Here is a 22,142-nt window from a genome sequence, read left to right as displayed (position 1 = left end):
TCTACACGCTCTTGTGGACGAGGTCGTAGACCTCGCGTTTCGGTACACCGGCGAGCCTGGCCACCTCGGCGATGGCTTCCTTCTTCGTGTGACCCTCACCTTCCAGGTCGGCTACAGCGGCGCGGAGGCTGTCGGGATCGCTGCCGATCTCGGCGGACGGGTCGGCACCGGTGACGACGATGGTGACCTCGCCGCGCGCTCCCTCGGCGGCCCAGTCGACGAGCTCGGCCAGTCCCCCGCGGCGTACTTCTTCGTGGGTCTTGGTCAGCTCGCGGCAGACGGCGGCGGCGCGGGCGTCGCCAAAGGCGTCGCGCATGGCTTCCAAGGCGGCCTGGGTGCGGTGGGGGGCTTCGAAGAAGACCATGGTGCGCTCCTCCTTGGCCAGCGAGGCGAGGCGGCGCGAGCGCTCACCGGCCTTGCGGGGCAGGAAGCCCTCGAAGCAGAACCGGTCGACAGGGAGGCCGCTGACGGCCAGGGCCGTCAGGACGGCCGAGGGGCCGGGCACCGCGGTGACGCGTACGTCCTTCTCGACCGCGGCGGCGACCAGGCGATAGCCGGGGTCGGAGACCGAGGGCATGCCGGCGTCGGTGACCAGCAGGACGCGGTTTCCGTCGAGGAGATCGGCGAGCAGCGTCGGCGTACGCGCAGTCTCGTTGCCCTCGAAGTAGGAGACGATGCGGCCCTTGATCTCGACGCCGAGATCCGTCGTCAGCCGACGCAGCCGGCGGGTGTCTTCGGCGGCGATGACATCGGCGGTGGCGAGCTCGGAAGCCAAACGGGGTGGGGCATCCTCGATGCGCCCGATCGGGGTTGCCGCTAGTACGAGCACGCCATCGTTTGGATCTACCACACCGATATTGTCGCAGGCTTATAAGGTTCCCTCGTGACGACGACGGTGACCGAGGAGCCGGAGCCCATGGAGGGCCTGGCCAGCACCCCCTCTGGTCACTTCCTTCCGACCGCCTGGGAACGCGCCCGGCGCCGCATCAACGGCTCGCCGCGGGCCGGCTGGGCGGCGACGATCGGGATCACCGCGCTCGCATTCCTGCTGCGGCTGTGGCACCTGGGCACCCCGAAGGTCTTCGCCTTCGACGAGACCTACTACGCCAAGGACGCCTGGGCGCTGCTCGAGTTCGGCTACGCGCGCAACTTCATCGAGGGCGCCGACGAGAACATCCTGGCCGGGCAGCTCGAGGGGCAGTTCGCCGACGGGCCGTCGATGATCGTCCATCCCGACGTCGGCAAGTGGCTCATCGCGATCGGCATCAAGCTCTTCGGGATGGACCCGTTCGGCTGGCGGATCGCCTCGGTCGTGGTCGGGTCGCTGCTGGTGCTGCTGACGATCCGGTTCGTACGCCGCGTCTCCGGCTCCATGATGCTCGGTCTCGTCGGCGGCATCCTGATCACCTTCGACGGGCTCGCGTTCGTGCTCTCGCGCCTGGCCCTGCTCGACCTCTTCGTCGCCTTCTTCCTGCTGCTCGCGGTGCACCTGATGGTGATGGACCGCGACTGGTGCCGGCGGCGGTTCTCCGCGCTCGCGCCCACCCAGCTCGCCGCGCCCGGCGCGTGGGGACCCGTCCGGCAGATGCTGTTCCGTCCGTGGCTGCTGTGCTCGGGCGTCGCGTGGGGTCTGGCGATCGGCTCCAAGTGGGAGGCGCTCTACCCGCTGGCCGCCTTCGGTCTCCTCTATGTGGCCTGGTCCGCGGGGATGCGGCGCTCCTTCGGCGTACGTCTGTCCTGGCTTCGTGCCTGTGTGGCCGACGGGCCGACGGCCTTCGCGCACCTGGTGGGCGTCGCGCTCGCGGTCTACGTGATGACGTGGATCCCGTGGATGACCCACGCGGACGTCTACGAGGAGTCGCTCTCGGCGACGCAGTACACGCGCTACACCGGCGAGGGCCACTGCGAGAACAAGTCGTACGTCCCCGAGAACCTCAACGACAAGCGCTGGCCGACCGCCACCGAGCCGGATGCGTCCGGCCTCGGAGAGGTCAGTCAGTCGCTGCGGTCGCTGTGGTACTACCACCGAGACGTCTTCACCTTCCACACCCACTTCCTGGAGTGTGCCGAGCACACCTACGGGTCCCATCCGATCGGCTGGCTCGTCCTGAACCGGCCGGTCGGGGTCGCCGCCGACACCGGGATCCTGTCCGGCGCGAAGTCGCGCGGCGAGATGTGCGACGCCTCCCCCTCGACCGATCCCGACGGTGACGGTCCCGCCGAGGCGGGGACGTGCCTGCGGCAGGTGCTGCTCCTGGGCACCCCGGTGCTGTGGTGGGGAGCGTTCGTGGCGCTGATCGTCTCGGCGTTCATGTGGGTCGCCGCGCGGGACTGGAGGTTCGGGGTCGCCGTGGTCGGGGTGCTGTCGACGTGGCTGCCGTGGCTGCAGTACGCCGGGCGGCCGATCTTCTCCTTCTACATGATCATTGCGCTGCCGTTCCTGGTGCTCGGCCTGTGCCTGTGTCTGGGCAAGCTTCTCGACCGGCCACCGCCGCTGGCCGGTGGAACGCCGGCCACCCGGCGTCGCGTCGGGGGTGCCGTCGCCGGTGGCATCTTCGTCGTGCTGGTGATCTGCAACTTCGCCTGGTTCTGGCCGATCTACACCGATGAGCTGCTCACCCGGCAAGAATGGCTGACAAGGATCTGGTTCAAGCGATGGATCTAGAACATGTGGTACGCGGCCGAGTGCCGCGGCCGGGCGGCTTCGACGACGTCGTCGTGACCGTGTCCGCGGGGCTCGTCTCCGAGGTGCGGGCTGCCGTCCCCGGCGACCCGTCGTCTTCAGGGATCCTGCTCCCGGGGCTGGTGGACATCCACAACCACGGCGGTGGCGGTGCCTCGTTCCACACCACGTCGCCGGACGAGATCGCCACCGCGGCCGGCGTTCATCATGCTGCCGGCACGACCACGCTGCTGGCCTCGACCGTGACCGACTCGCCTTCCCGGTTGCTGTCGGTCGTCGCGGCGCTGGCCACGGCTGCCGAAGCCGGGCTGATCGCCGGCATCCACATGGAGGGGCCGTTCCTGGAACACTCCTGCCGCGGGGCGCACGATCCGGCGCTGCTGCTCACGCCCGACGCCGGGCTCGCGCGTGAGTTCGTCGCCGCTGCCCGTGGCCACCTGCGGGTGATGACCCTGGCCGCGGAGCTCCCCGGGGCCGACGAGGTCGCCTCGGTGCTCACCGAGGCCGGGGTCGTGGTGGCGCTGGGGCACACCGCGGCGTCGGCTTCGCAGGCTCGGGCTTTCCTTTCCGGACCGGGGAGCCTGGTCACCCATCTCTTCAACGGGATGCCACCCGCGCACCATCGCGACCCCGGCCCCGTGCTCGGATCCCTGGGCGCCGCCGGTGTGGGCGATGCCTGTGTGGAGCTGATCGCTGACGGCGTACACCTCGACGACGAGACGGTCCGGGCCGTGATGTCGATGGTGCCGGGCTCGGTCGTACTGGTCACCGACGCGATGGCCGCGGCCGGGATGGCCGACGGCGACTACCAGCTCGGACCGCTGTCCGTGGAGGTACGCTCCGGGGTCGCCCGAGTGGCCGACGGGACCGGCAACGGGTCGATCGCCGGCGGCACGTCCCGACTCATGGACCAGGTACGCCGCCATGCGGCCGCCGGGATCGACCTGGCCATGCTGATGAAGGCCGCGAGCCTGCGGCCGGCATCGGTGGTGGGCCTCGACGCTGGCCGCCTCGAGCCCGGCGCTCGCGCCGACCTCGTGCTCACCGACGAGTCGCTGCAGCCGACCCGCGTCATGCGCGGCGGAGCCTGGCTGATCCCGTAGACCTGAATCGCCGGCCGGGCTCGTATTCTGGGCACCATGTCCTCCACGAAGCCCGACGACTCCTCCCCACTCATCGCCGGGCTCGTGCCCAAGTGGGCGGTCGCGGCCTTCGCCGTCGACGTCTTCTTCGTGCTCCTCTTCGCCTTCGCCGGGCGCCAGTCGCACGACTCCGGCCCGGCGCTCGTCGTGCTCCGCATCGCCTGGCCCTTCCTGATCGGGCTCGTCGTGACCTGGGCCGTCCTGATCTGGCGCCGCTGGCCGGCCGCTCGCGCCTGGCCTGCGGGCGTGGTCGTCTGGCTCGGGACGTACGTCATCGGGATGGTGCTTCGCGGCCTCTCCGGCGAGGGCTTGGCGCCGGCCTTCCTGGTCGTCTCGCTCCTCTTCCTCGGCCTCACCCTGGTCGGCTGGCGCGGCTACGTCAGCGCCAAGCTCCACTACCGCTCCCGCCGAGTCGGCTAGAGGGTGGCGGCTGCCGCGACCGGGTCGAAGCCGAAGGGGAGCTCGAGGCGGTGGGCTCGCATCAGGTCGGCGTTGGAGAGTACGTCGACGGTGCGGCCCTCGGCGGCGACGATGCCCCCGTCGAGGATGATCGAGCGCTCGCAGAGCTCGAGGGCGTACGGGAGGTCGTGGGTGACCATCAGGACGGTGACGTCGAGGTCGCGGAGGATGTCGGCGAGCTCGCGGCGGGAGGCCGGGTCGAGGTTCGAGGAGGGCTCGTCCAGGACCAGGATCTCGGGGTCCATCGCCAGCACGGTGGCCACCGCGACCCGGCGGCGCTGGCCGAAGGAGAGGTGGTGCGGGGGCCGGTCGGCGTACTCCTCCATGCCGACCTTCGCGAGCGCCTCGGTCACCTTCGCGTCCAGGGCCTCGCCGCGCAGGCCGAGGTTGGCGGGGCCGAAGGCGACGTCCTCGCGGACGGTGCCCATGAAGAGCTGGTCGTCGGGGTCCTGGAAGACGATGCCGACGCGGCGGCGGATCTCCTTGATGTTGGCCTTGGTCACGGGGAGTCCGCTCACCGCGACGGAGCCGGCTCCGGCGAGGTGGATGCCGTTGAGGTGCAGGACCAGCGTCGTCTTGCCGGCCCCGTTGGGACCCAGCAGCGCGACCCGCTCACCGCGGTGGACGTGCAGGTCGACACCGAAGAGCGCCTGATGGCCGTCGGGGTAGGCGAAGGCGAGGCTGTGCACATCAAGAACCGGCGTACTCATCGTCGCCCCACCCTGTCCATGGTCGGCATTCTCCCTGTGTAGCCGCGCGAGACCATAGCCAGGTGCACCCGCTCGCCGCGCTCGAAGGAGCGGATGAACAGCGCGCCGACCGAGCGGGCCAGCACCGGCCAGTGGAGCGGGTTGCGGGCCTCGAAGCCTCGTGAGGCGCGCGCGACCGCCATCCGGCGCATCTCGTCGGTCACCACCTCGAGGTAGCGCACCATGAACGCCATGATCTGCACCAGCTGCTGAGGCAGCCGCAGCCGCTCCAGGCCGTGGACCAGCTCCTGGGGCGTCGTGGTCGCGGCCAGCAGCAGCCCGGCGATCACGCCCAGCGTGCCCTTGACGAGCAGTCCCCACGCCGAGAGCAGACCCGACTCGCTGAGGCTGAGCCCGAGCACGTCGATCCGCGGCCCGTGGGCGATGAACGGCATCAGCACCGCGAAGACCACGAACGGCGTCTCCACCACCATCCGCTTCAGCACCCACCCAGGGCGCACCCGCGCCACCGCGCCGACCGTCACCAGGACCGCGAGGAAGAAGGCGTACGCGGCGAACCACTCCCGCGGCGTCGCCACCACCACGAGCATGAAGCCGACCAGGGCGAGCACCTTCAGATGGGCGGGCACCGGCTCAGGCCTCGTCGGACTTGGGGGAACGGCGGCGTACGACCAGGGCGAGGCCGCCGGCGAGGACGAGCACCACCACGGTGCCGATCACGCCGGCGAGTCCACCGGAGAGCCGCTCGTTGTCGACGCCCTTGGTGCCGTAGTCGGCCAGCGGGCCGTCGGCCGCCCCGTGCTCGGAGGCGCTGTCGAGGAAGCCGGTCTTGCCGGCGACGTACTCGAGGCCGTCGGGGTTGGCGGAGGCGTAGTAGGAGACCACCCCGGCCAGGAGCAGCGCGACGACGGCGATGCCGACGGCGACCCATCTGAACGGCACGCGCTTCTTCTCGGCGGCGCTCATGCGACCGACTCCTTGGGCTTGATCACCAGGTCGCGCTCGGAGATCACGCCGCGCGCGGCGTAGACGAGGTCGGGGCGTACGGACAGGATCGCGCCGACCGCGAGGAACGTGATCGCGCCCTCGCCCAGGCCGATCACCGTGTGCCAGCCGAGCATCGCGGTGGCCAGCGTGGTCAGCGAGATGTCGGCGGTGCCGCCGACCGCGTAGAGCGCGGTGAAGACGGCCGCCGCAGCGGGGACGGAGAGGAAGGCGCCGATCGCCGCCGCCGGGGCGACCAGGCCGACCCGCTTCGGCAGCACCTTGATCAGCACCCGGCTCACGAACCAGCCGACGAGCACGGTGGTGACGGCCATGAGGAGGATGTTGGTGCCGAGCGCGGTGATGCCACCGTCGGCGAAGAGCAGGGACTGCACGATCAGCACGACCGAGACGCACAGCACCCCGGTCCACGGCCCCACCAGCACCGCCGCCAGCGCGCCGCCCATCAGGTGACCGCTCGTGCCCGCCCCTACCGGAAAGTTGAGCATCTGGGTCGCGAAGACGAACGCGGCCACGAGGCCGGCCAGCGGGGCGGTCTTGTCGTCGAGCTCGCGGCGTGCGCCGCGCAGCGCGACGCCTACCGCGACGACAGCGACTGCACCGGTGGCGATCGACGTCGGAGCGTCGAGGAAGCCGTCGGGGACGTGCATGGTCACCTCTTGATCTGCGTGGGGGTCGGTCGACGTGTCGCCCGAGAGAGAACTGCTAACGCGAACTTATCGCAATAGCCTCGCCCGCGCACTGTCCGGCCAGACGGGTGATAAAGACTTCAGAGGTGTCAATCGACGCCAAATGAATACTTCTCAAGTCATGACTGCGCGCGTACCGTCGGTGGCATGAGCAGCTCCGCCAACGACATCGTCATCTGTGAGCCCCTCCGCACCCCGGTCGGCCGGTTCCTCGGCGCCCTGGCGCCGCTGACCGCGACCGACCTCGCCACGACGGTCCTGCGCGAGCTGGTCGAGCGCACCGGCCTCCAGGAGGGCGACGTCGACGACGTCATCCTCGGCAACGGCTACGCGAGCGGTGAGAACCCTGCGATCGGGCGCATCGCGGCCCTCGATGCCGGGCTCGGCAACGGCGTCCCCGGCCTCCAGATCGACCGTCGCTGCGGTTCGGGCCTTCAGGCGATCCTGTACGCCGCGGGCTCGGTCGCCACCGGCGCCGCGAACCTCGTCGTGGCCGGGGGTGCGGAGTCGATGTCCAACGTCGAGCACTACGCGCTCGGGCTGCGCGGCGGGGTGAAGCAGGGCGGCATCGAGCTGCTCGACCGCCTCGACCGGGCTCGCGAGACCGCGGGCGGCAAGGACCACCCGATCCCCGGCGGCATGATCGAGACCGCCGAGAACCTGCGTCGCGAGTACGGCATCGGGCGCGAGGAGCAGGACGAGTTCGCGCTGCGCTCCAACCAGCGTGCCATCGCCGCCCACGAGGCCGGCAAGTTCGCCGACGAGCTGGTCCCGGTGACCGTCCCCGGCGGCCGCCGCAAGCCCGATGTCGTCGTCGACCGCGACGAGCACCCGCGTGCCGACATCTCCCTGGAGAAGCTCGCCTCGCTCCGCCCGATCCGGCTGAAGGTCGACGAGGAGTCGACCGTCACCGCCGGCAACGCGTCCGGCCAGAACGACGGCGCCGCGATGTGCGTCGTGACCACGCGCGCCGAGGCCGAGAAGCGCGGCCTGACTCCGCTGCTGGCGCTCAAGTCGTGGGCCGTCACCGGCTGCGAGCCCGAGCGGATGGGCATCGGGCCCGTCCTCTCCAGCAAGGCGGCGCTGTCCCGGGCCGGGCTCACCCTCGACGAGATCGACCTGATCGAGCTCAACGAGGCCTTCGCGGCCCAGGTCCTCGCCGTCCTGCGCGAGTGGAAGATCGACGCCACCGACGAGCGGCTCAACCCCAACGGCTCGGGCATCTCGCTCGGCCACCCGATCGGTGCCACCGGCGCCCGCATCCTCGCCACCGCCGCCCGGGAGGCGCAGCGGCGCGAGGCCCGGTACGTCCTGGAGACGATGTGCATCGGTGGCGGCCAGGGGCTCGCGGCGGTCTTCGAGTCGGTTCGCTGAACCGGCACCAAGCGGACGTACGAATTTCCTTCGAGAGAGCAGAGAAGACATGGGTCTGGACAAGGTGGTCGGGTCGGCCGCGGAGGCGGTTGCCGACATTCACAGCGGGGCCAGCCTCGCCGTCGGCGGCTTCGGGCTGGTGGGAATCCCGTGGTTCCTGATCGAGGCGCTGCGCGAGCAGGGTGCGGACGACCTGATGGTCGTCTCCAACAACTGCGGCGTCGACGGCGCCGGGCTCGGGCTGCTGCTCGACGACCACCGCATCTCCCGGGTGATCGCGAGCTACATCGGCGAGAACAAGGAGTTCGGGCGGCAGTACCTGGCCGGCGAGATCACGCTCGAGCTCACCCCGCAGGGCACGCTCGCGGAGCGGATGCGCGCGGGCGGCAGCGGGATCGGCGCCTTCTACACGCCGACCGGCGTCGGCACGATGGTCTCCGACGGCGGCCTGCCCTACCGCTACAACCCCGACGGAACGATCGCCGAGGCCTCCGAGCCGAAGGAGGTCCGTGAGTTCCACGGCAAGCAGATGGTGCTCGAGGAGGGCATCATCACCGACTTCGCGCTGGTCCGCGCGACTCGCGTCGACCGGGCCGGCAACGCCCAGTTCAACGCCTCCACGCGCAACTTCAACGTGCCTGCCGCGATGGCCGGCCGAGTGACCGTCGTCGAGGCCGAGGAGGTCGTCGAGGTCGGTGAGATCGCCCCGGCCGACGTCCACCTTCCGGGGATCTTCGTGAAGCGGATCGTCGCGCTGACGCCCGAGCAGGCAGCGCGCAAGGACATCGAGAAGCGTACGACGCGCGGCGAGCGCCCGACCACGAACCAGGAGGCCTGAGTCATGGCTTGGGACCGCAACCAGATGGCGGCGCGCGCCGCGCAGGAGCTGCAGGACGGCGACTACGTCAACCTCGGGATCGGCCTGCCGACGCTGATCCCCGACTACATCCCGGAGACCTCGACGGTCGTGCTGCACGCCGAGAACGGCATCCTCGGCGTCGGCCCGTTCCCGTATGAGGACGAGGTCGACCCCGACCTGATCAACGCCGGCAAGCAGACCGTGACCGTGCTCGCGGGGGCCTCCTACTTCGACTCCGCGACCTCGTTCGCGATGATCCGCGGCGGCCACATCGACGTCGCCGTCCTGGGCGCGATGCAGGTCTCGACCAACGGCGACATCGCCAACTGGATGGTGCCCGGCCAGATGGTCAAGGGCATGGGCGGCGCGATGGACCTCGTCTCCGGCGCCGGGCGGGTGATCGTGCTGATGGAGCACGTCACCAAGAAGGGCGCCCCCAAGCTGCTGGCGGCCTGCGACCTGCCGCTGACCGGTCGCGGGATCGTGAAGCGGGTCATCACGGACCTGGGTGTTCTTGACGTCGACGGTTCGTCGTTCGAGCTCGTCGAGCTCGCTCCCGGGGTGACGTACGACGAGGTCGTGGCGGCCACGGGCGCGCCGGTCGTCGACAAGACCGTCGCCGTGACTGCTTAGTCTCACTATTCAAAACCCGGAACCGGTTACGTAACTCGCGTTTGCACTCCGTCGTTCGAGGTGTGACATCCAACACACCCCTGGAGTGAGTCGTGAAACTCGGCAGACTGGCATTCCTCGTATCGTTCCTGGCTCTGGTCGCGACCTTCCTGCCACCGGCGCACTCCGCGACCGCCGCCCCTGCGACGGCTTCTGTCGGAACCGCCGCGGCGCAGGCGCCCCAGGCGCGGGCCGGGGCGTGGAAGCCTCGCCCGGCGACGTACGGCGTGGTGGTCGAGAAGGACATCCAGCTGACGATGTCCGACGGGGTGGTGCTGCGCGCCGACGTCCACCGTCCCGCGAAGGCGGACGGGACCGCGGCGCCGGGCCGGTTCCCGGTGATCCTGACCCAGAACCCCTACAACAAGAACGTCTCCGGCGGGAGCGGCGGGGACTACTTCGTGCAGCGGGGCTACGTCTTCGTCCAGACCGACGTACGCGGCACCGGCTCCTCCGCGGGCCAGTGGGAAGCGTTCGGCGACCGCGAGCAGAAGGACGGCCTCGAGGTCGCCAACTGGGCGACCTCGAAGAAGCGCCCGTGGAGCAACGGCGAGCTCGGCCTGTGGGGCCCGTCCTACATGGGGATCAACCAGTTCTTCACCGCCGCTCAGCACCCGCGCGGGCTGAAGGCGATGTTCCCGATCGTGCCGGCCGGCGACGTCTACCGTGACGTGGTCGCCTCCGGCGGCCAGATCGACGCCGGGTTCATCCCGCTGTGGTTCGGGCTGGTCACGGGCGCCGGGCTGGTGCCGCCGGCCGTCAACCAGGCCCGTCCCGACGCCACCTTGACCACCCTGCTGCAGCACGTCAGCGGTGCGCTCGGGTTCCAGGTGCCGATGCTCGTCAGCGCGGCGCTGGGCAGCGACGCCGGCTACGACGGCCCGTTCTATCGGAAGCGGTCCCCGTTGAGCGTGGTCGACGAGATCGACGTACCGACATTCGTGACGGCCGGGCAGTACGACATCTTCCAGCGCGGCACGCCCATGCTCTTCGACCGGATGCAGAAGAACGGCGTGGACACCAAGCTGCTCGTCGGACCGTGGACGCACGCCGAGGCCGCCACGGGCGCCGGACTGGAGGGCAGCGGGATCAACAGCATGGCCGAGATGGCACTGCGGTGGTTCGACACGCACCTCAAGGGACTGCCCGACACCACCCTCGACCGTGACGTCGCGCCGGTGACCTACCACGAGATCGGCTCCGGGAAGTGGCGCACGATGCAGTCATGGCTCGGTTCGGAGGTCAGGGCCAAGACGTACGCCCTCGGGTCAGCCCTGAAGCCCGTCGGCGGCGACACCATCGTGCCGCTGCCGGTGCAGGGACTGTGCTCGCGCAGCACCGCGCAGTGGACCGCCGGCGCCCTCGCGATCCCCGGCTGCGAGACCGACAACCGGATCAACGACGCGCTCGGGGTCTCCTACGAGACCGCGCCGGCGACGTCGGACCTGGCCTTCTCCGGCCCGCTCAACGCCGACCTGTCCGTCTCCACGACCGGCACCGACGGCCTGATCTCGGTCTCGGTCGAGGACGTCGCGCCCGACGGGTCCGTCGACCGCATCACCGGCGGCTGGCAGACCATGCGTCACCGTGCCGTCACGGCGTCGAAGTCGCGGACGCTGAACGGTCAGGTCGTCCAGCCCTGGCATCCCTTCACCCGTGAGGCCGAACAGCCGGTCAGGCCTGGTCAGGTCTACCGCGTGCCCGTCGAGGTCTTCCCGACCGGCGCGGTGATCGAGAAGGGGCACCGCCTCCGGGTCACCGTCCACTCCTACGACGTCCCCCACCTGCTGCCCAACGTGAAGCAGCTGGTCCGCGGCATCGCCGGCGTCGTGACCGTCCACCACACGAAGACGAACCCCTCGACGCTGGTCCTCCCGGTCCGGAGGTAGCGCCGAGGGGTCAGATTCTGACGTCGAGACGTCAGAATCTGGCGGCTTCGTCCGGCACGCGCTCGGAGACCCTCGGGTCCCGGGCGCGTGCCGCGTCCACGAGCAGGTACGCCGCGACCGCGGCTCCAGTGGCCAACGCGATCGCGGCCGAGGCGTAGGCGGCGCCGTAGCCGACGGTCGTGACCAGGCCGGCCGCGATCAGGGTGCCGAGGAACCCGCCGAGCTGCTGGGTGGTCGTGGTCAGACCGGAGCCGATCCCGGCGTGCTCCGGTGCCAGCGCGCCCATCGCCAACGCGGTCACCTGCGGCATCGCGAGGCCGAAGCCGAGGGCCATCACGACCGCTCCGGGGAGAACGTCGAGGGGGAAGCCTCCGGCTTCGGGGATGCGGACCAGGTAGACCATGCCGGCGACGAAGGCGAGCACACCGACGAGTAGGACGCGCTCGGACCCGAACCGTTCGGCGAGCGTGGCGCTGAAGCCGAGAGTGGCGATGGCGATCACCACGGTGACCGGAAGGAACGCCAGGCCGGTCGAGAGTGCTCCGAAGCCGAGGACGTCCTGCAGGTAGAGCGTCGTGACGAACTGGAACGTGAAGCCGCCGAAGGTCAGGGTCAGCAGGATCAGGTTCGCGAGCGTGAACCTGCGCTGGGCGAACAGGCCGCGCGGGAGCAGGCCGCCCTTGGCGCCGGTCGGCGGCGTACCCTCCACCGCGCGGAGCGCGACGATCAGGGCGATGATCCCGAACGGCACGTTGATCAGGAAGGCCCAGCGCCAGGAGGCGACGTCGGTGAGTACGCCACCCAGGACCGTCCCCACCGACGCACCGATCGAGCCGACGAAGGCGAGCACCGCGAAGGCGCGGAGGCGCTCGCGGGGCTCGGCGTAGAGGCCGGCGATCATGCCGAGCACCACGGCCGAGGCGATGCCGCCGCCGAGGCCTTGGACGAATCGCGCGAGGACCAGGGAGATCGGGTCCCAGGCGATGCCGCACCATGCCGAGGCAAGGGTGAAGATGCTCAGCCCGGCGAGGAAGACCGGGCGGGTGCCGAACGCGTCACCGGCCCGGCCCGCCGGGAGCAGGACGAGCGCGAAGGCGAGCAGGAAGCCGTTGACGACCCAGGACAGCGAGGCGTCGCCGAAGCCTAGGTCGTCGCGGATTGCGGGAAGGGCGACGGTCACGACCGTGCCGTCGAGGATCACCATCAGCTGAGTGGCTGCGAGGGTCGCGAGCGCGACTGTCTTGGTCGTCATAGATACGACCATAGAAGATTGTTTGTTATGAAACAATCTATTTCGGGATATTCAGTTGTGAACCCATCCCTAGCGGGACGAGGCAGGCGCGCGACGCCGCAGCGTCATCGTGTGCGACGGCGTCGCCCACGGCCCCTCGACGAGGTGCTGCAGCGCCTCGATGAACGCCTCGCCCTCACTCGGCGCCAGCCCCTCGAGCGCCTTGGCGACGGTCGCGTTGTAGGCCTTCGAGGCCTCCTCGAGCGCCTTCATGCCGGCCGGCGTGAGCGCGACGATGCGGGCACGGCGGTCGGTGGTCGAGACCCGTCGCTCGGCCAAGCCGCGGCGCTCGAGGTTGTCGAGGGTGGTGACCATCGTGGTCTTGTCCAGCATCGCCATCTCAGCCACGGCGTTCTGGGTGTACTCCCCCTCGGCGGCCTTCATCAGCACGCAGTACTCCCGCACCGAGAGCTCCAGGTCGGCCAGCGCCTCGCCGACCTGGGCCGCGAAGGCGTGCGCGGACTGGTTGAGCAGGAACAGCAGGTCAATACGCGGTCCGGTCATGAACTAGATCTTAACGAACCATCCGATACCGAACTATCTTCTGCCCAACTATCTAATCCAAACGGCGCCCGACCCCGCGGTCATCGGGATCGAGCGCCGTCCGGCATCGCCTCAGAGATTCAGAGATACTGCGCGAGGTCCGCCTGGATCTCCTCGGGCGTCACCTGCGGCTCGTAGCGCTTGACGACCTCGCCCTCGCGACCGATGAGGAACTTGGTGAAGTTCCACTGGATGTCGCCCGGCGCCTCGGCACGCAGGAACTCGTAGAGCGGAGCAGAGTTCTCCCCGTTGACATCGACCTTGGAGAGGACCGGAAACGTCACGTCGTAGGTCGTCTTGCAGAACTCCTGGATCTCGTCGTCGGTGCCGGGCTCCTGACCCATGAATTGGTTGCACGGGAACCCGATGACCTCGACGCCGGAGTCGCTGGTGGCGCGATAGAGCGCCTCGAGGCCCTCGTACTGCGGCGTCAGACCGCACTTGCTGGCTACGTTGACGATCAGCAGCAGCTTGCCCTTGTAGTCGCTGAGCGAGACGGTGCCGCCATCAGCGGCCGTCACTTCGAAGTCGTACGTGGTGGTCACAGGTCTCTCCTCGATCGAGTTGCGGTGCAGGGGGACAACCTTGCTCGGCCCGAGGTTATGCCCCGCGCTGATGCGGAACCGACGAGGCCTCCTCGGCCAGGCGCCGGTCACGCGCGACCGTCATGATCGCGGCAGACATCCATTCCAGCGCCTCCGGCATCTCGAAGGCGATCTCCTCGAGCAGCGTCGGCATGTCGTGCCGGCCGACCGAGAGGAGCATCTCGCTGAGCGAGCCGTCGGGCGCGGTGACCATGAACCGGAACTCGATCGCCTCAGGGGTCACCGTCGCGGCGCACCGACTGGTCTCGAACGTCCACGGCGCACGGCGGGCACTGCCGTGGGTGCCGGGAGTCGTCATGACCGGGCATCCTATTCAGGTTGCCGCCCCGACCGCACCCCTTTCAAGCCTCGGATCAGCCCTCGAACAGTGATTCGAATCTCGTCACCAGACACACCACCCCGACGCACGCGAAGCGGCCCGAGGACCGGTACGTTCGTCCGCGGTCATTCAGCGGGGGAACACTGGAGAGGGACACAACTTCACATGATGGGCGGGCATCACGCGGCCTCTGGGGCTGCCGCGTGGATCGCAGTGACATCGTCGGCACCGATCGCGTTCGGGTGGTATCCCGGCGTCTCGGACATAGGCGTGATGACCGGCACCCTGGTGTGCGCCGGCGCCGCGCTGCTTCCGGACGCGGACCACCACAACGGCACGATCGCCCACTCGCTGCCACCGGTCTCCGAAGGCTTGACCAAGATCGTCGGACAGATCTCCGGCGGCCACCGCAACGGAACCCACTCGATCCTTGGCGTACTCGCCTTCACCGCCCTCGCCTGGGGCGCGGGGAAGCTCTCGCTCGAGACCGAACGCTTCGGCAGCGTCCTGATCGGCCCGGGCATCATGTGCGTCCTTCTGGTCGCCTTCGCCATGGACGCACTGAAGCTCACCCGTAAGGGCGTCCACTGGCCATGGATCCCGGCGGTGGCCCTGGCGGCGGTGATCGCCATCTTCGCCCCCGAGGAGTGGTGGTGGATGCCCTTCTCCGTTGCCCTCGGCTGCGTCGTGCACCTGCTCGGCGACTTCGTGACCACCATGGGAATCCCGCTGTTCTGGCCGATCGCGCCGAAACCGCCGAGGTGGGTCCGACGCAACAAGTGGCTGCCGTTCGACAACATGTGGACCCGGGGCGGCCACTTCGCCCTGCCGATCCTCGGCGACGCCGGCTCCATCCGGGAGTGGGTCGTGATGACCCCGATCAGCCTCTACGCCGTCGTCGGCTTCGGCTGGGCGCTGCTGAGCCAGATGGGCTTCGACGTCGACAGCCGCTGGGAAGCCCTGGTCTCGAGCCTCAGCACCCTCGTCTGACGACGTCTCGCCGCTCAGCTCTCGACGGACCGCCTGCGTCCGCGGAGCGGGCGGACGAGGTACATCCCGGCCAGCAGCGCGATCGCGGCGAGGAGCGCGGCGACGGCGAGCACCCCGCTCAGGACGACCTTCGTCTGGATGCCGCGGTGCTCCTCGCCGACATCGTCGGAGACGATCAGCGTCATCGACACGATGGTGTCCTTGAGGAGCTGGATGAAGCGGGTCATGTCCTCGGACCAGACCTGCGCGGCCGGCCGCCCCGGAGCGTGGGACTCCAGGTCCCGGACCGCGCCCGCGAGAGAGCCGTCGTTGATGACCTGGACGACCGCGTTCTGCGACACCAGGCCCCGGGATCCGTCGGCGAAGGTGCCGTCCGAGATCTTGTCCAGCGCCTTCTGGGTGGCCTTCGGGGCGTCGCCGTAGAACGAGCGCGAGGTGAGCTGCCAGGACGTACGCGCCTCGCTCATCGCCTCCATCGACTCCTCGTCGATCTTCCCGGTCATGAGCGCGGGCACCATCACCGTGCGCTCGATCCCCAGCGACTCGGACGCCGACCTGACGTACTTGAGGTTGGTGACCTGCTTGTAGATGTTCTCGTTGCGGATGTTGGGCATCTCGGTCGCGAAGTCGAGCAGCTCGTAGGCGGTGTCGGTGTAGGCAGCGACCGCCGCCTCCGTGCTCGCCTTGTCGCCTTCCTCGAGGTCGGTGCGGTAGGCGTCGATGCTCTTGAGGACCGTGTAGGTGCGCTCGACGCGCTCCCGCAGGCTCGGGGTGTCGGCGAGGTCGACCTTGGTGATGTCGTCGTGCCACGCCTCGATCGAGTCGTCGGTCACCTGGCGATAGGCCTGCCGGACCGCGTCCGGGACCTGGTCGGAGCCGAGCGCGTCCCGCTCGAAGATGAGGTCCATCCCGAGCTCGTAGCTCTCCGGGAGCGCTCCGGCGATCATCACCGCGCGACTGGAGACGGCGCGCTCGTCGAGCGCATCGGCGAAGGTCAGCCCGCCGAGCACCAGGGCGATCAGCACCGGGACCAGCAGCACGCCGAGCACCCGGGTGCGGAGGAACCTCGGCTTCGGGGCGGCATGAGACCGAGGCGTACGCTGCGCCGACTCGATCACGCCGGCGACCGCCGTCACCGACGAGACCGAGGCGGCCGAGGAAACCGAGGAGACCGAGGCGGCCGAGGACGTGGACGATGACGATGAGAGCGCCAGGGGCTTGAGCCCGGCGGGCAGCTCGCGGCTGCCGGCCGGAACCGGGGGCACGACCTCGGGCCGGCGCGCGAAGGCGACGACCTCGCCCGCGGTGGGTCGACGGGAGGGGTCCTTGTCCATCATCGACGCCACGAACTCGTCGACATGGGACGGCACGGTGACCACGTCGTTGACGTGCGGGACGGGGGCGGTCACGTGCTGGTAGATCATCGAGACCGGCTCGGAGCCGGCGTACGGGGCGCGTCCGGTGAGCAGCTCGAAGTACACGCAGCCGAGCGCGTAGATGTCGCTCGGCGGGCCGACCACGTTGTCGGCGGCCTGCTCGGGCGAGATGTAGGGCAGGCTCCCCATCACATGGCGGGTCGAGGTGAGCCGCTCGGCCTGGTGGCTTGCCAGCTGAGCGATGCCGAAGTCGAGAACCCGGATCCGGCCGTCGCCGTCGTAGACGAGGTTGGACGGCTTGATGTCGCGATGGATGATCCCGGAGGAGTGGACCGCGGTGAGCGTACGCGCGACCTGGACCATCGCCTCGCTCGCCTCCTCGACGGTGAACCGTCCCTGCTTCTCCAGGCGGTCGGCCAGCGTCGGGCCGGGAAGCAGCTCCATGACGAGGTAGACGATGCTGCCGTACTCGGTCTGCTCGACCCCGACGTCGTGCACCTGCACCGTGCCGGGGTGACTGGCCGCCGTCGTGGAGAGCGCCTCACGCCGGAAGCGCTCGGTCACCTTCGGGTCGGCAGAGGTCTCCACGACCTTCACCGCGACCCAGCGTTCGAGCCTGATGTCGGCCGCCTGCCAGACCTCGCCCATCCCGCCGCGGCCAAGCAGTCGGTGCAGGCGGTACCGGCCTGCGATCGGGGGGCGCGTTCGCATGCGCATATGTTGTCGGACTCACACCCCGTGCGTCTCGTGTACGCACCGATGAAATCCGCCGATCTTTGCTATTGTCGCCGGTTTACGCATCAACTGATCGCCCTCGCGCGCGGAGCAGCGCGACCCCGAGCCCGGCCAGCACCGCCAGCACGATGCCGGTGAAGACTCCCCAGGCGATCGTCTGGTTCTGGGCGTCCCTGTGCTCGCGCTCGATGTCGTCGGCGAGCCGGCTGGCGGCGTCGACGACCACCTCCTTGAGGTCCTGGACGTAGCTGGCGGCATCGGCCAGCCAGAGCTGTTCCACGGACCTGCCGTCGGCGCTGTCCTCCAGCTGTCTGACGACGTCCTCGACGTCACGAGCGTTGAGCACCCGGATGACGGCACGCTGGGAGGAGACCGCGTAGGACCCGAACTCGAACGACCGGCCCGAGATCCTGTCGAGCCGCTGCCGCGTCGCGGCATCGGCGCGAGTGTAGATCGACTCCGAGTGGGTCGCCCAGGAGTCCTGGGCCGCGCTGAGGTCGGCGATGCCCTGGGCACTGATCCGCTCGTTCCGCAAGGCGTTCGCCATGATCCTCCGCTCGAATCCGAGCACCTCCGAGACGGACCCGATCAGCTCCAGGTTCCGGGCCTGTTTCGCCAGCTCGTCATCCCGGAACGAGGGCAGCTCGGCGGCAAGGTCGAAGAGCCCGTTGACCGCGTTCGTGTACAGCTCGACGGCCGCCAGCTTGCCGGCCCTGTTCCCCGCCCGGGCAGCCGCGCGGATGTCCGAGAGCCGCTCGAGGGCGGCCGCGGACCTCTCCGTACGCCGCCGCAGACCAGGATCGCCGGCCGTGTCCAGCTTCTCGACCTCCGCGGTCCAGGCCTCGATGGACCGGTCGGTGATCTGGAGGAAGTCCTCGGTCAGCGCCGCATCGGTCCGGAGCGCGTCGCGCTCGATCGAGAGGTCGAAGGCGAGCTGGAAGCTGGTCGGCAAGATGTTGGCCAGCGGCGCGGCGCTGCCGACGCTCGACATCGTGTCGCCGGCCCGGAGCGTGCCCCAACCACCCAGGACCAACCCCGGCAGGACCAGGACCATCAGCACACCCAGCAGCGTGGGCGAGAGCCGCGGGCCCCTGATGTCGGGCGGACGTACGATCCGCTTCGGCGGCGGAGCGACGCCGCTCTCGAGCACCGTCGCCACCTCGTCGGCTCGGGGACGCCTGGCAGGGTCCGGGTCGAGCATGGCGGTCGTGATGCCATCGAAGTGGCCGGGCACGGTCACCAGCGTGCCGACCCGCTCGGGCTCGAGCCCGGCATACGGCGGGCGGCCGGCGAGCAGCTCGAAGAACACCGCGCCGAGGGAGTAGATGTCGCTCGCCGGGCCGATGCGCTGGCGGTCGATCTGCTCGGGGGACATGTACGGCAGGCCCTCCCCGCCGCGGGGCGCAGGCGCACCGAGCAGTGCGATCCGGCCGTCGGGGGCGTACCCGATGGTGGCCGGTCTGATGTCTCCGTGCACCTGCCCGGCAGCGTGGCCCGAGGCGAGGAGCCGCGCGACCTGCGCGACGATGCTCGAGGCCTCATCAGGGGTGAACGGGTGCTGCTGGACAAGCCGGCCGGCGAGATTCTGGCCGCTCAGAGCGGGTCCGCCCTGTCCGGTCAGATGGTTCAAATGCTGGCGACCGGCGCGTGGGGGACGGATACGCATGGGTCCATGGTCCCTGGTGAGCACCCCTGACGCCCCGGCCTCAGCCGAGAGTTTTCCTGGACTTGGCCAAGAGTTCGACTCCCCCGCGGACTAGCTCGGCCGAAGCCTGATCCCGTACTGCTGCACCTTCCGGTAGACAGTGGCGCGCGACATCCCGAGCTCCGCGGCCGCTTCCTGCATGGTGATCCCCGGACGGGTCAGGACGCGGACGATCTCGCCCCGTTCGAAGGCATCGATGCGCGACAACGGCCGCCTGGTGTCGGAGAGTACGTCGGCGGGAAGGTGACGCAGGTCGATCAGGTCACCGGCGCTCACGGCCCGCTGGACGACATGGACGAGCTCGGCGACGTTGCCCGGCCAGCCGTGGTCGTGCAGCGCCCGCTCCGCAGCCGAGGTCAGCGCGATCTCCCGGCCTCGCACCCGCAGCCCGACCTGATGCGCCAGCGGAAGTACGTCCTCGGGCCGCTCCCGCAGCGGCGGCACCTCGACCACGGTGTCGACGAGATCGGCCAGGGCCGCCGGAATGCCGTCGAAGGTCTCGGCGGTCATCGCGAACGGCACCCCTGCGACCGCCCCGGGCGCCGCCTCGACGAGGAGGGCGTGCAGCCGCTCGGCCACCCAGGCGGGGAGCGTGTTCACGTCGCGTACGACCACCGCGGTGTCCTGCTTGGCGAGCTCCGGCGTCCACAGCGACAGCCAGGCCTCGGCGTCGGCCGGCTCCGGGGCGGAGGCCGCCAGGATCCGGTCGCGGGGCCTCAGGTCGCGGAACGCCTGGGCGACAAGGGTCGTACGCCCCGCCCCCGGCTCCCCCACCACGGCGACCCGCCGGCCGACCCGGAGCGCGTCGCGGACGCTCCCCAGCGCCTCGCACCACGCGGAGGAGAGGTCGCGGAGGCTGCCGGCGCCCGGCTCCAGCCGGGGCGCCTCGACCCGGAAGACCTCGCCGCGAGGAGCCGGTCGCGGGAACCGGCCGTGGGCGCGGGCGAGCATGAGCGACGCGGTGTTGCTGGCCGCCGACTGCGCCAGGGCGAGCAGCAGATCGTGGGACGACTCCGACCAGGTGGTCAGGTTGACGCTGCCTTCCAGGCGTCCGCTGATCGGGTCGATCACCGGCGCGGCGGCACAGGTGTAGCTGCACAGCGAGAGCGAGTAGTGCTCCTCGGCCCGGACCACCGTCGGCGTCCGGTCGGCCAGCGCGAGCCCGAGCCCGTTGGTGCCCGCCGCGCGCTCGGCGTAGCTGAACCCCGGCGCCAGGTGGACGGCGTCGAGGTCCCGGAGCAGCTGCTGGTCGCCGCTGAGCCGGTTGAGCACCAGGCCGACGGGGTCGGTGAGCATCAGGCTGACCGGCTCGCCGACGAGCGTCCGGTGGAGGTCGTCGAGCACCTCCTGGCCGCACTGGAAGAAGAGCGACTCCTGGTCGTAGGCGCCGGAGAAGACCGGGTCGACCTCCTCGACGGAGACCCCGTACTCCTGGCTGCGCTGCCAGGAGGCGCGTACGCGTGGCGCCAGTGCCGACGCGTCGACGGCCGCGGTGCGCTGCGCGATCGGATGACGCCCTGTCATGTGATCGACGTTACATCCGCGGGCCGACGGAGACAGCCGGGCAGCGTCTCAGATTGAGACGGTCGAGGTCTCACATTGAGACGCCGCACCCCTGATCTGCGCGTCGCAGCCGCCCTAGCGTCCTGTGACGAAAGCCACAGATCGGAGGAACCGATGTACACCAAGAACAACGAGTCGTACTTCATCGTCGACGCCCACGTCGCGCTCTGGGACGCCCGTCCGGAGAACCAGCGCAACATCCACGGCAAGCAGTTCATCGACTGCTTCTACGACTACCACCGCAACCTCTCCCCCGAGTCGGAGCACTGGTCCTACGAGGACTACCTCTACCAGGGCGGCGAGCGGCTGATGCACGACCTGTTCGAGGTCGGCTACGTCGACCACGCGATCTTCCAGCCGGCCCACCTGGGCGAGTTCTACACGAACGGATTCGGGCAGACCGAGGAGGCCTCACGGCTGGCCGCGAAGCACCCCGACAAGCTGACGTACAACCACCACTTCGACCCACGCAACGGCGAGGCCGGGCTCGAACAGCTCCACGCCGACGCCGAGCGGTTCGGGCTCAAAGGCGTGAAGCTCTACACCGCCGAGTGGCACGGGGAGTCGCGCGGCTGGAAGCTGACCGACCCGTGGGCGTACCGCTACTTCGAGGCCTGCCGCGAGCTCGGGATCACCAACATCCACATCCACAAGGGCCCGACGATCCGGCCGCTGGACCGCGACGCGTTCGACGTCGCCGACATCGACCACGTCGCCAGCGACTTCACCGACCTCAACTTCATCGTCGAGCACGTCGGCCTGCCACGGCTGGAGGACTTCTGCTGGATCGCCACCCAGGAGCCCAACGTGCACGGCGGGCTGGCGGTCGCGATGCCGTTCATCCACACCCGGCCGCGCTACTTCGCGCAGATCCTCGGCGAGCTCGTCTACTGGATCGGCGAGGACCGGATCCAGTTCTCCTCCGACTACGCGATCTGGACGCCGAAGTGGCTGATCGAGCGGTTCGTCGACTTCCAGATCCCGGAGGACATGACCGAGTACGCCCCGCTCACGGTCGAACAGAAGAAGAAGATCCTGGGCCTCAACGCCGCGAAGATGTACGACATCGAGGTGCCCGCCGAGCTGCGGCTGCCCGAGGCGGACGAGACCGCGACAGGTCCCCGTGAGCCCGAGCGGGCCGACCTCGCGGCGGTGTGACATGTCGCTGCTGACCCAGGAGAGCACCCGCGCCGCGGAGGCGTACGCCGCGCTCCACGCCGTCGTCGACCCCGAGCTCGACGAGCCCATCACCGACCTCGGCTTCGTCCGGTCGCTGACCGTCTCCCCGACCGCGCCGGACGGCGAGACGGTCAGCGTCGAGGTCCACCTGCGGCTGCCGACGTCGTTCTGCTCGCCGAACTTCGCCTACCTGATGGCGAGCGACGCCAAGGACGCGCTGACCGCGTTGCCGTGGACCGACCAGGTGGTCGTCGAGCTCGACATTCGATCGCCGAGGTCGAGCCCAGGTTCTGCCAACTATTGCTGGTGTGATTCCAGGCTTGGACGGTCACGTTCTCCGTGCCGGTGACGCTG

At 69.7% G+C, this 22,142-nt stretch carries 22 protein-coding genes; 10 read left to right on the top strand and 12 right to left on the bottom strand.

Annotated elements, in window-relative coordinates; all coding sequences use genetic code 11:
* Position 1 precedes the first annotated feature (1 nt).
* The gene (gene rsmI, locus ABZU72_RS26410; protein ID WP_355021748.1) at positions 2-850 is read right to left on the bottom strand and encodes a 16S rRNA (cytidine(1402)-2'-O)-methyltransferase; all 849 of its coding nucleotides are present in this window, start codon (positions 848-850) and stop codon (positions 2-4) included.
* 33 nt (positions 851-883) lie between these two features.
* Between rsmI and ABZU72_RS26405 the strand changes: the two genes are divergently transcribed.
* The 3 genes from ABZU72_RS26405 to ABZU72_RS26395 are packed head-to-tail and all read left to right on the top strand — an operon-like array spanning position 884 to position 4,245.
* On the top strand, positions 884-2,665 hold the full coding sequence (locus ABZU72_RS26405) for a phospholipid carrier-dependent glycosyltransferase (protein ID WP_355021747.1): 1,782 nt from the start codon (positions 884-886) through the stop codon (positions 2,663-2,665).
* Entirely contained in the window at positions 2,656-3,786 is a 1,131-nt protein-coding gene (locus ABZU72_RS26400) for an amidohydrolase family protein (protein ID WP_355021746.1), read from the top strand. The genes ABZU72_RS26405 and ABZU72_RS26400 overlap by 10 nt, the downstream gene beginning before the upstream one ends.
* Positions 3,787-3,822: 36 nt before the next feature.
* Positions 3,823-4,245, top strand: a complete 423-nt coding sequence (locus ABZU72_RS26395) for a DUF3054 domain-containing protein (protein WP_355021745.1) — start codon at positions 3,823-3,825, stop codon at positions 4,243-4,245.
* Here ABZU72_RS26395 and ABZU72_RS26390 read toward each other — a convergent pair.
* From ABZU72_RS26390 to ABZU72_RS26375, 4 genes are read right to left on the bottom strand one after another with little or no spacing between them, the layout of a single operon-like run.
* Positions 4,242-4,994, bottom strand: a complete 753-nt coding sequence (locus ABZU72_RS26390) for an ABC transporter ATP-binding protein (protein WP_355021744.1) — start codon at positions 4,992-4,994, stop codon at positions 4,242-4,244. The genes ABZU72_RS26395 and ABZU72_RS26390 overlap by 4 nt on opposite strands.
* The gene (gene cbiQ, locus ABZU72_RS26385; RefSeq protein ID WP_355021743.1) at positions 4,991-5,623 is read right to left on the bottom strand and encodes a cobalt ECF transporter T component CbiQ; all 633 of its coding nucleotides are present in this window, start codon (positions 5,621-5,623) and stop codon (positions 4,991-4,993) included. Before cbiQ ends, ABZU72_RS26390 begins: the two co-directional genes overlap by 4 nt.
* Before the next feature lie 4 nt (positions 5,624-5,627).
* Entirely contained in the window at positions 5,628-5,960 is a 333-nt protein-coding gene (locus ABZU72_RS26380; RefSeq protein WP_355021742.1) for a PDGLE domain-containing protein, read from the bottom strand.
* Positions 5,957-6,649 (bottom strand): energy-coupling factor ABC transporter permease, encoded by a 693-nt coding sequence (locus tag ABZU72_RS26375; protein WP_355021760.1) that lies wholly within the window; start codon positions 6,647-6,649, stop codon positions 5,957-5,959. Before ABZU72_RS26375 ends, ABZU72_RS26380 begins: the two co-directional genes overlap by 4 nt.
* 186 nt (positions 6,650-6,835) lie before the next feature.
* On the opposite strand from ABZU72_RS26375, the gene ABZU72_RS26370 reads away from it, so the two are divergent.
* The 4 genes from ABZU72_RS26370 (at position 6,836) to ABZU72_RS26355 (ending at position 11,482) form a co-directional block, all read left to right on the top strand.
* Entirely contained in the window at positions 6,836-8,062 is a 1,227-nt protein-coding gene (locus tag ABZU72_RS26370) for an acetyl-CoA C-acetyltransferase (RefSeq protein WP_355021741.1), read from the top strand.
* Between the two features lie 49 nt (positions 8,063-8,111).
* Positions 8,112-8,900 (top strand): CoA transferase subunit A, encoded by a 789-nt coding sequence (locus tag ABZU72_RS26365; RefSeq protein ID WP_160025462.1) that lies wholly within the window; start codon positions 8,112-8,114, stop codon positions 8,898-8,900.
* A 3-nt stretch (positions 8,901-8,903) separates the two neighbouring features.
* Entirely contained in the window at positions 8,904-9,554 is a 651-nt protein-coding gene (locus ABZU72_RS26360; RefSeq protein WP_355021740.1) for a CoA transferase subunit B, read from the top strand.
* Between the two features lie 92 nt (positions 9,555-9,646).
* Complete coding sequence (locus tag ABZU72_RS26355) at positions 9,647-11,482, top strand: CocE/NonD family hydrolase (RefSeq protein ID WP_355021739.1); 1,836 nt, start codon at positions 9,647-9,649, stop codon at positions 11,480-11,482.
* A gap of 31 nt (positions 11,483-11,513) precedes the next feature.
* Here ABZU72_RS26355 and ABZU72_RS26350 read toward each other — a convergent pair whose 3' ends face one another.
* From ABZU72_RS26350 to ABZU72_RS26335, 4 genes are all read right to left on the bottom strand, one after another.
* Positions 11,514-12,734: an MFS transporter gene (locus ABZU72_RS26350; protein WP_355021738.1), complete on the bottom strand. Its 1,221-nt coding sequence runs from the start codon at positions 12,732-12,734 to the stop codon at positions 11,514-11,516.
* 69 nt (positions 12,735-12,803) lie between these two features.
* On the bottom strand, positions 12,804-13,277 hold the full coding sequence (locus ABZU72_RS26345; RefSeq protein ID WP_355021737.1) for a MarR family transcriptional regulator: 474 nt from the start codon (positions 13,275-13,277) through the stop codon (positions 12,804-12,806).
* Between the two features lie 119 nt (positions 13,278-13,396).
* A complete protein-coding gene (locus tag ABZU72_RS26340) occupies positions 13,397-13,861 on the bottom strand; it encodes a glutathione peroxidase (protein WP_355021736.1) in 465 nt (154 codons plus the stop codon).
* Positions 13,862-13,916: 55 nt separating this feature from the next.
* Entirely contained in the window at positions 13,917-14,219 is a 303-nt protein-coding gene (locus tag ABZU72_RS26335; RefSeq protein WP_355021735.1) for a hypothetical protein, read from the bottom strand.
* 186 nt (positions 14,220-14,405) lie between these two features.
* On the opposite strand from ABZU72_RS26335, the gene ABZU72_RS26330 reads away from it, so the two are divergent.
* The gene (locus ABZU72_RS26330; protein WP_355021734.1) at positions 14,406-15,230 is read left to right on the top strand and encodes a metal-dependent hydrolase; all 825 of its coding nucleotides are present in this window, start codon (positions 14,406-14,408) and stop codon (positions 15,228-15,230) included.
* 14 nt (positions 15,231-15,244) lie between these two features.
* Here ABZU72_RS26330 and ABZU72_RS26325 read toward each other — a convergent pair whose 3' ends face one another.
* The 3 genes from ABZU72_RS26325 to ABZU72_RS26315 form a co-directional block, all read right to left on the bottom strand.
* The gene (locus tag ABZU72_RS26325) at positions 15,245-17,317 is read right to left on the bottom strand and encodes a protein kinase (protein WP_355021733.1); all 2,073 of its coding nucleotides are present in this window, start codon (positions 17,315-17,317) and stop codon (positions 15,245-15,247) included.
* A gap of 82 nt (positions 17,318-17,399) precedes the next feature.
* Positions 17,400-19,007, bottom strand: a complete 1,608-nt coding sequence (locus ABZU72_RS26320; protein ID WP_355021732.1) for a nitrate- and nitrite sensing domain-containing protein — start codon at positions 19,005-19,007, stop codon at positions 17,400-17,402.
* A 90-nt stretch (positions 19,008-19,097) separates the two neighbouring features.
* Positions 19,098-20,570, bottom strand: a complete 1,473-nt coding sequence (locus ABZU72_RS26315; RefSeq protein WP_355021731.1) for a GAF domain-containing protein — start codon at positions 20,568-20,570, stop codon at positions 19,098-19,100.
* A gap of 153 nt (positions 20,571-20,723) precedes the next feature.
* Between ABZU72_RS26315 and ABZU72_RS26310 the strand changes: the two genes are divergently transcribed.
* Positions 20,724-21,767 (top strand): amidohydrolase family protein, encoded by a 1,044-nt coding sequence (locus ABZU72_RS26310; RefSeq protein ID WP_355021730.1) that lies wholly within the window; start codon positions 20,724-20,726, stop codon positions 21,765-21,767.
* Position 21,768: 1 nt separating this feature from the next.
* On the top strand, positions 21,769-22,137 hold the full coding sequence (locus tag ABZU72_RS26305) for an iron-sulfur cluster assembly protein (protein ID WP_355021729.1): 369 nt from the start codon (positions 21,769-21,771) through the stop codon (positions 22,135-22,137).
* Positions 22,138-22,142 lie beyond the last annotated feature (5 nt).

Origin of the sequence: Nocardioides sp. NPDC004968 (assembly GCF_040608935.1) — a bacterium.
Classification (GTDB): domain Bacteria; phylum Actinomycetota; class Actinomycetes; order Propionibacteriales; family Nocardioidaceae; genus Nocardioides.
The sequence above is the reverse complement of the archived record's forward strand: the minus strand, read 5'-3'. Positions and strand labels throughout refer to the sequence as shown.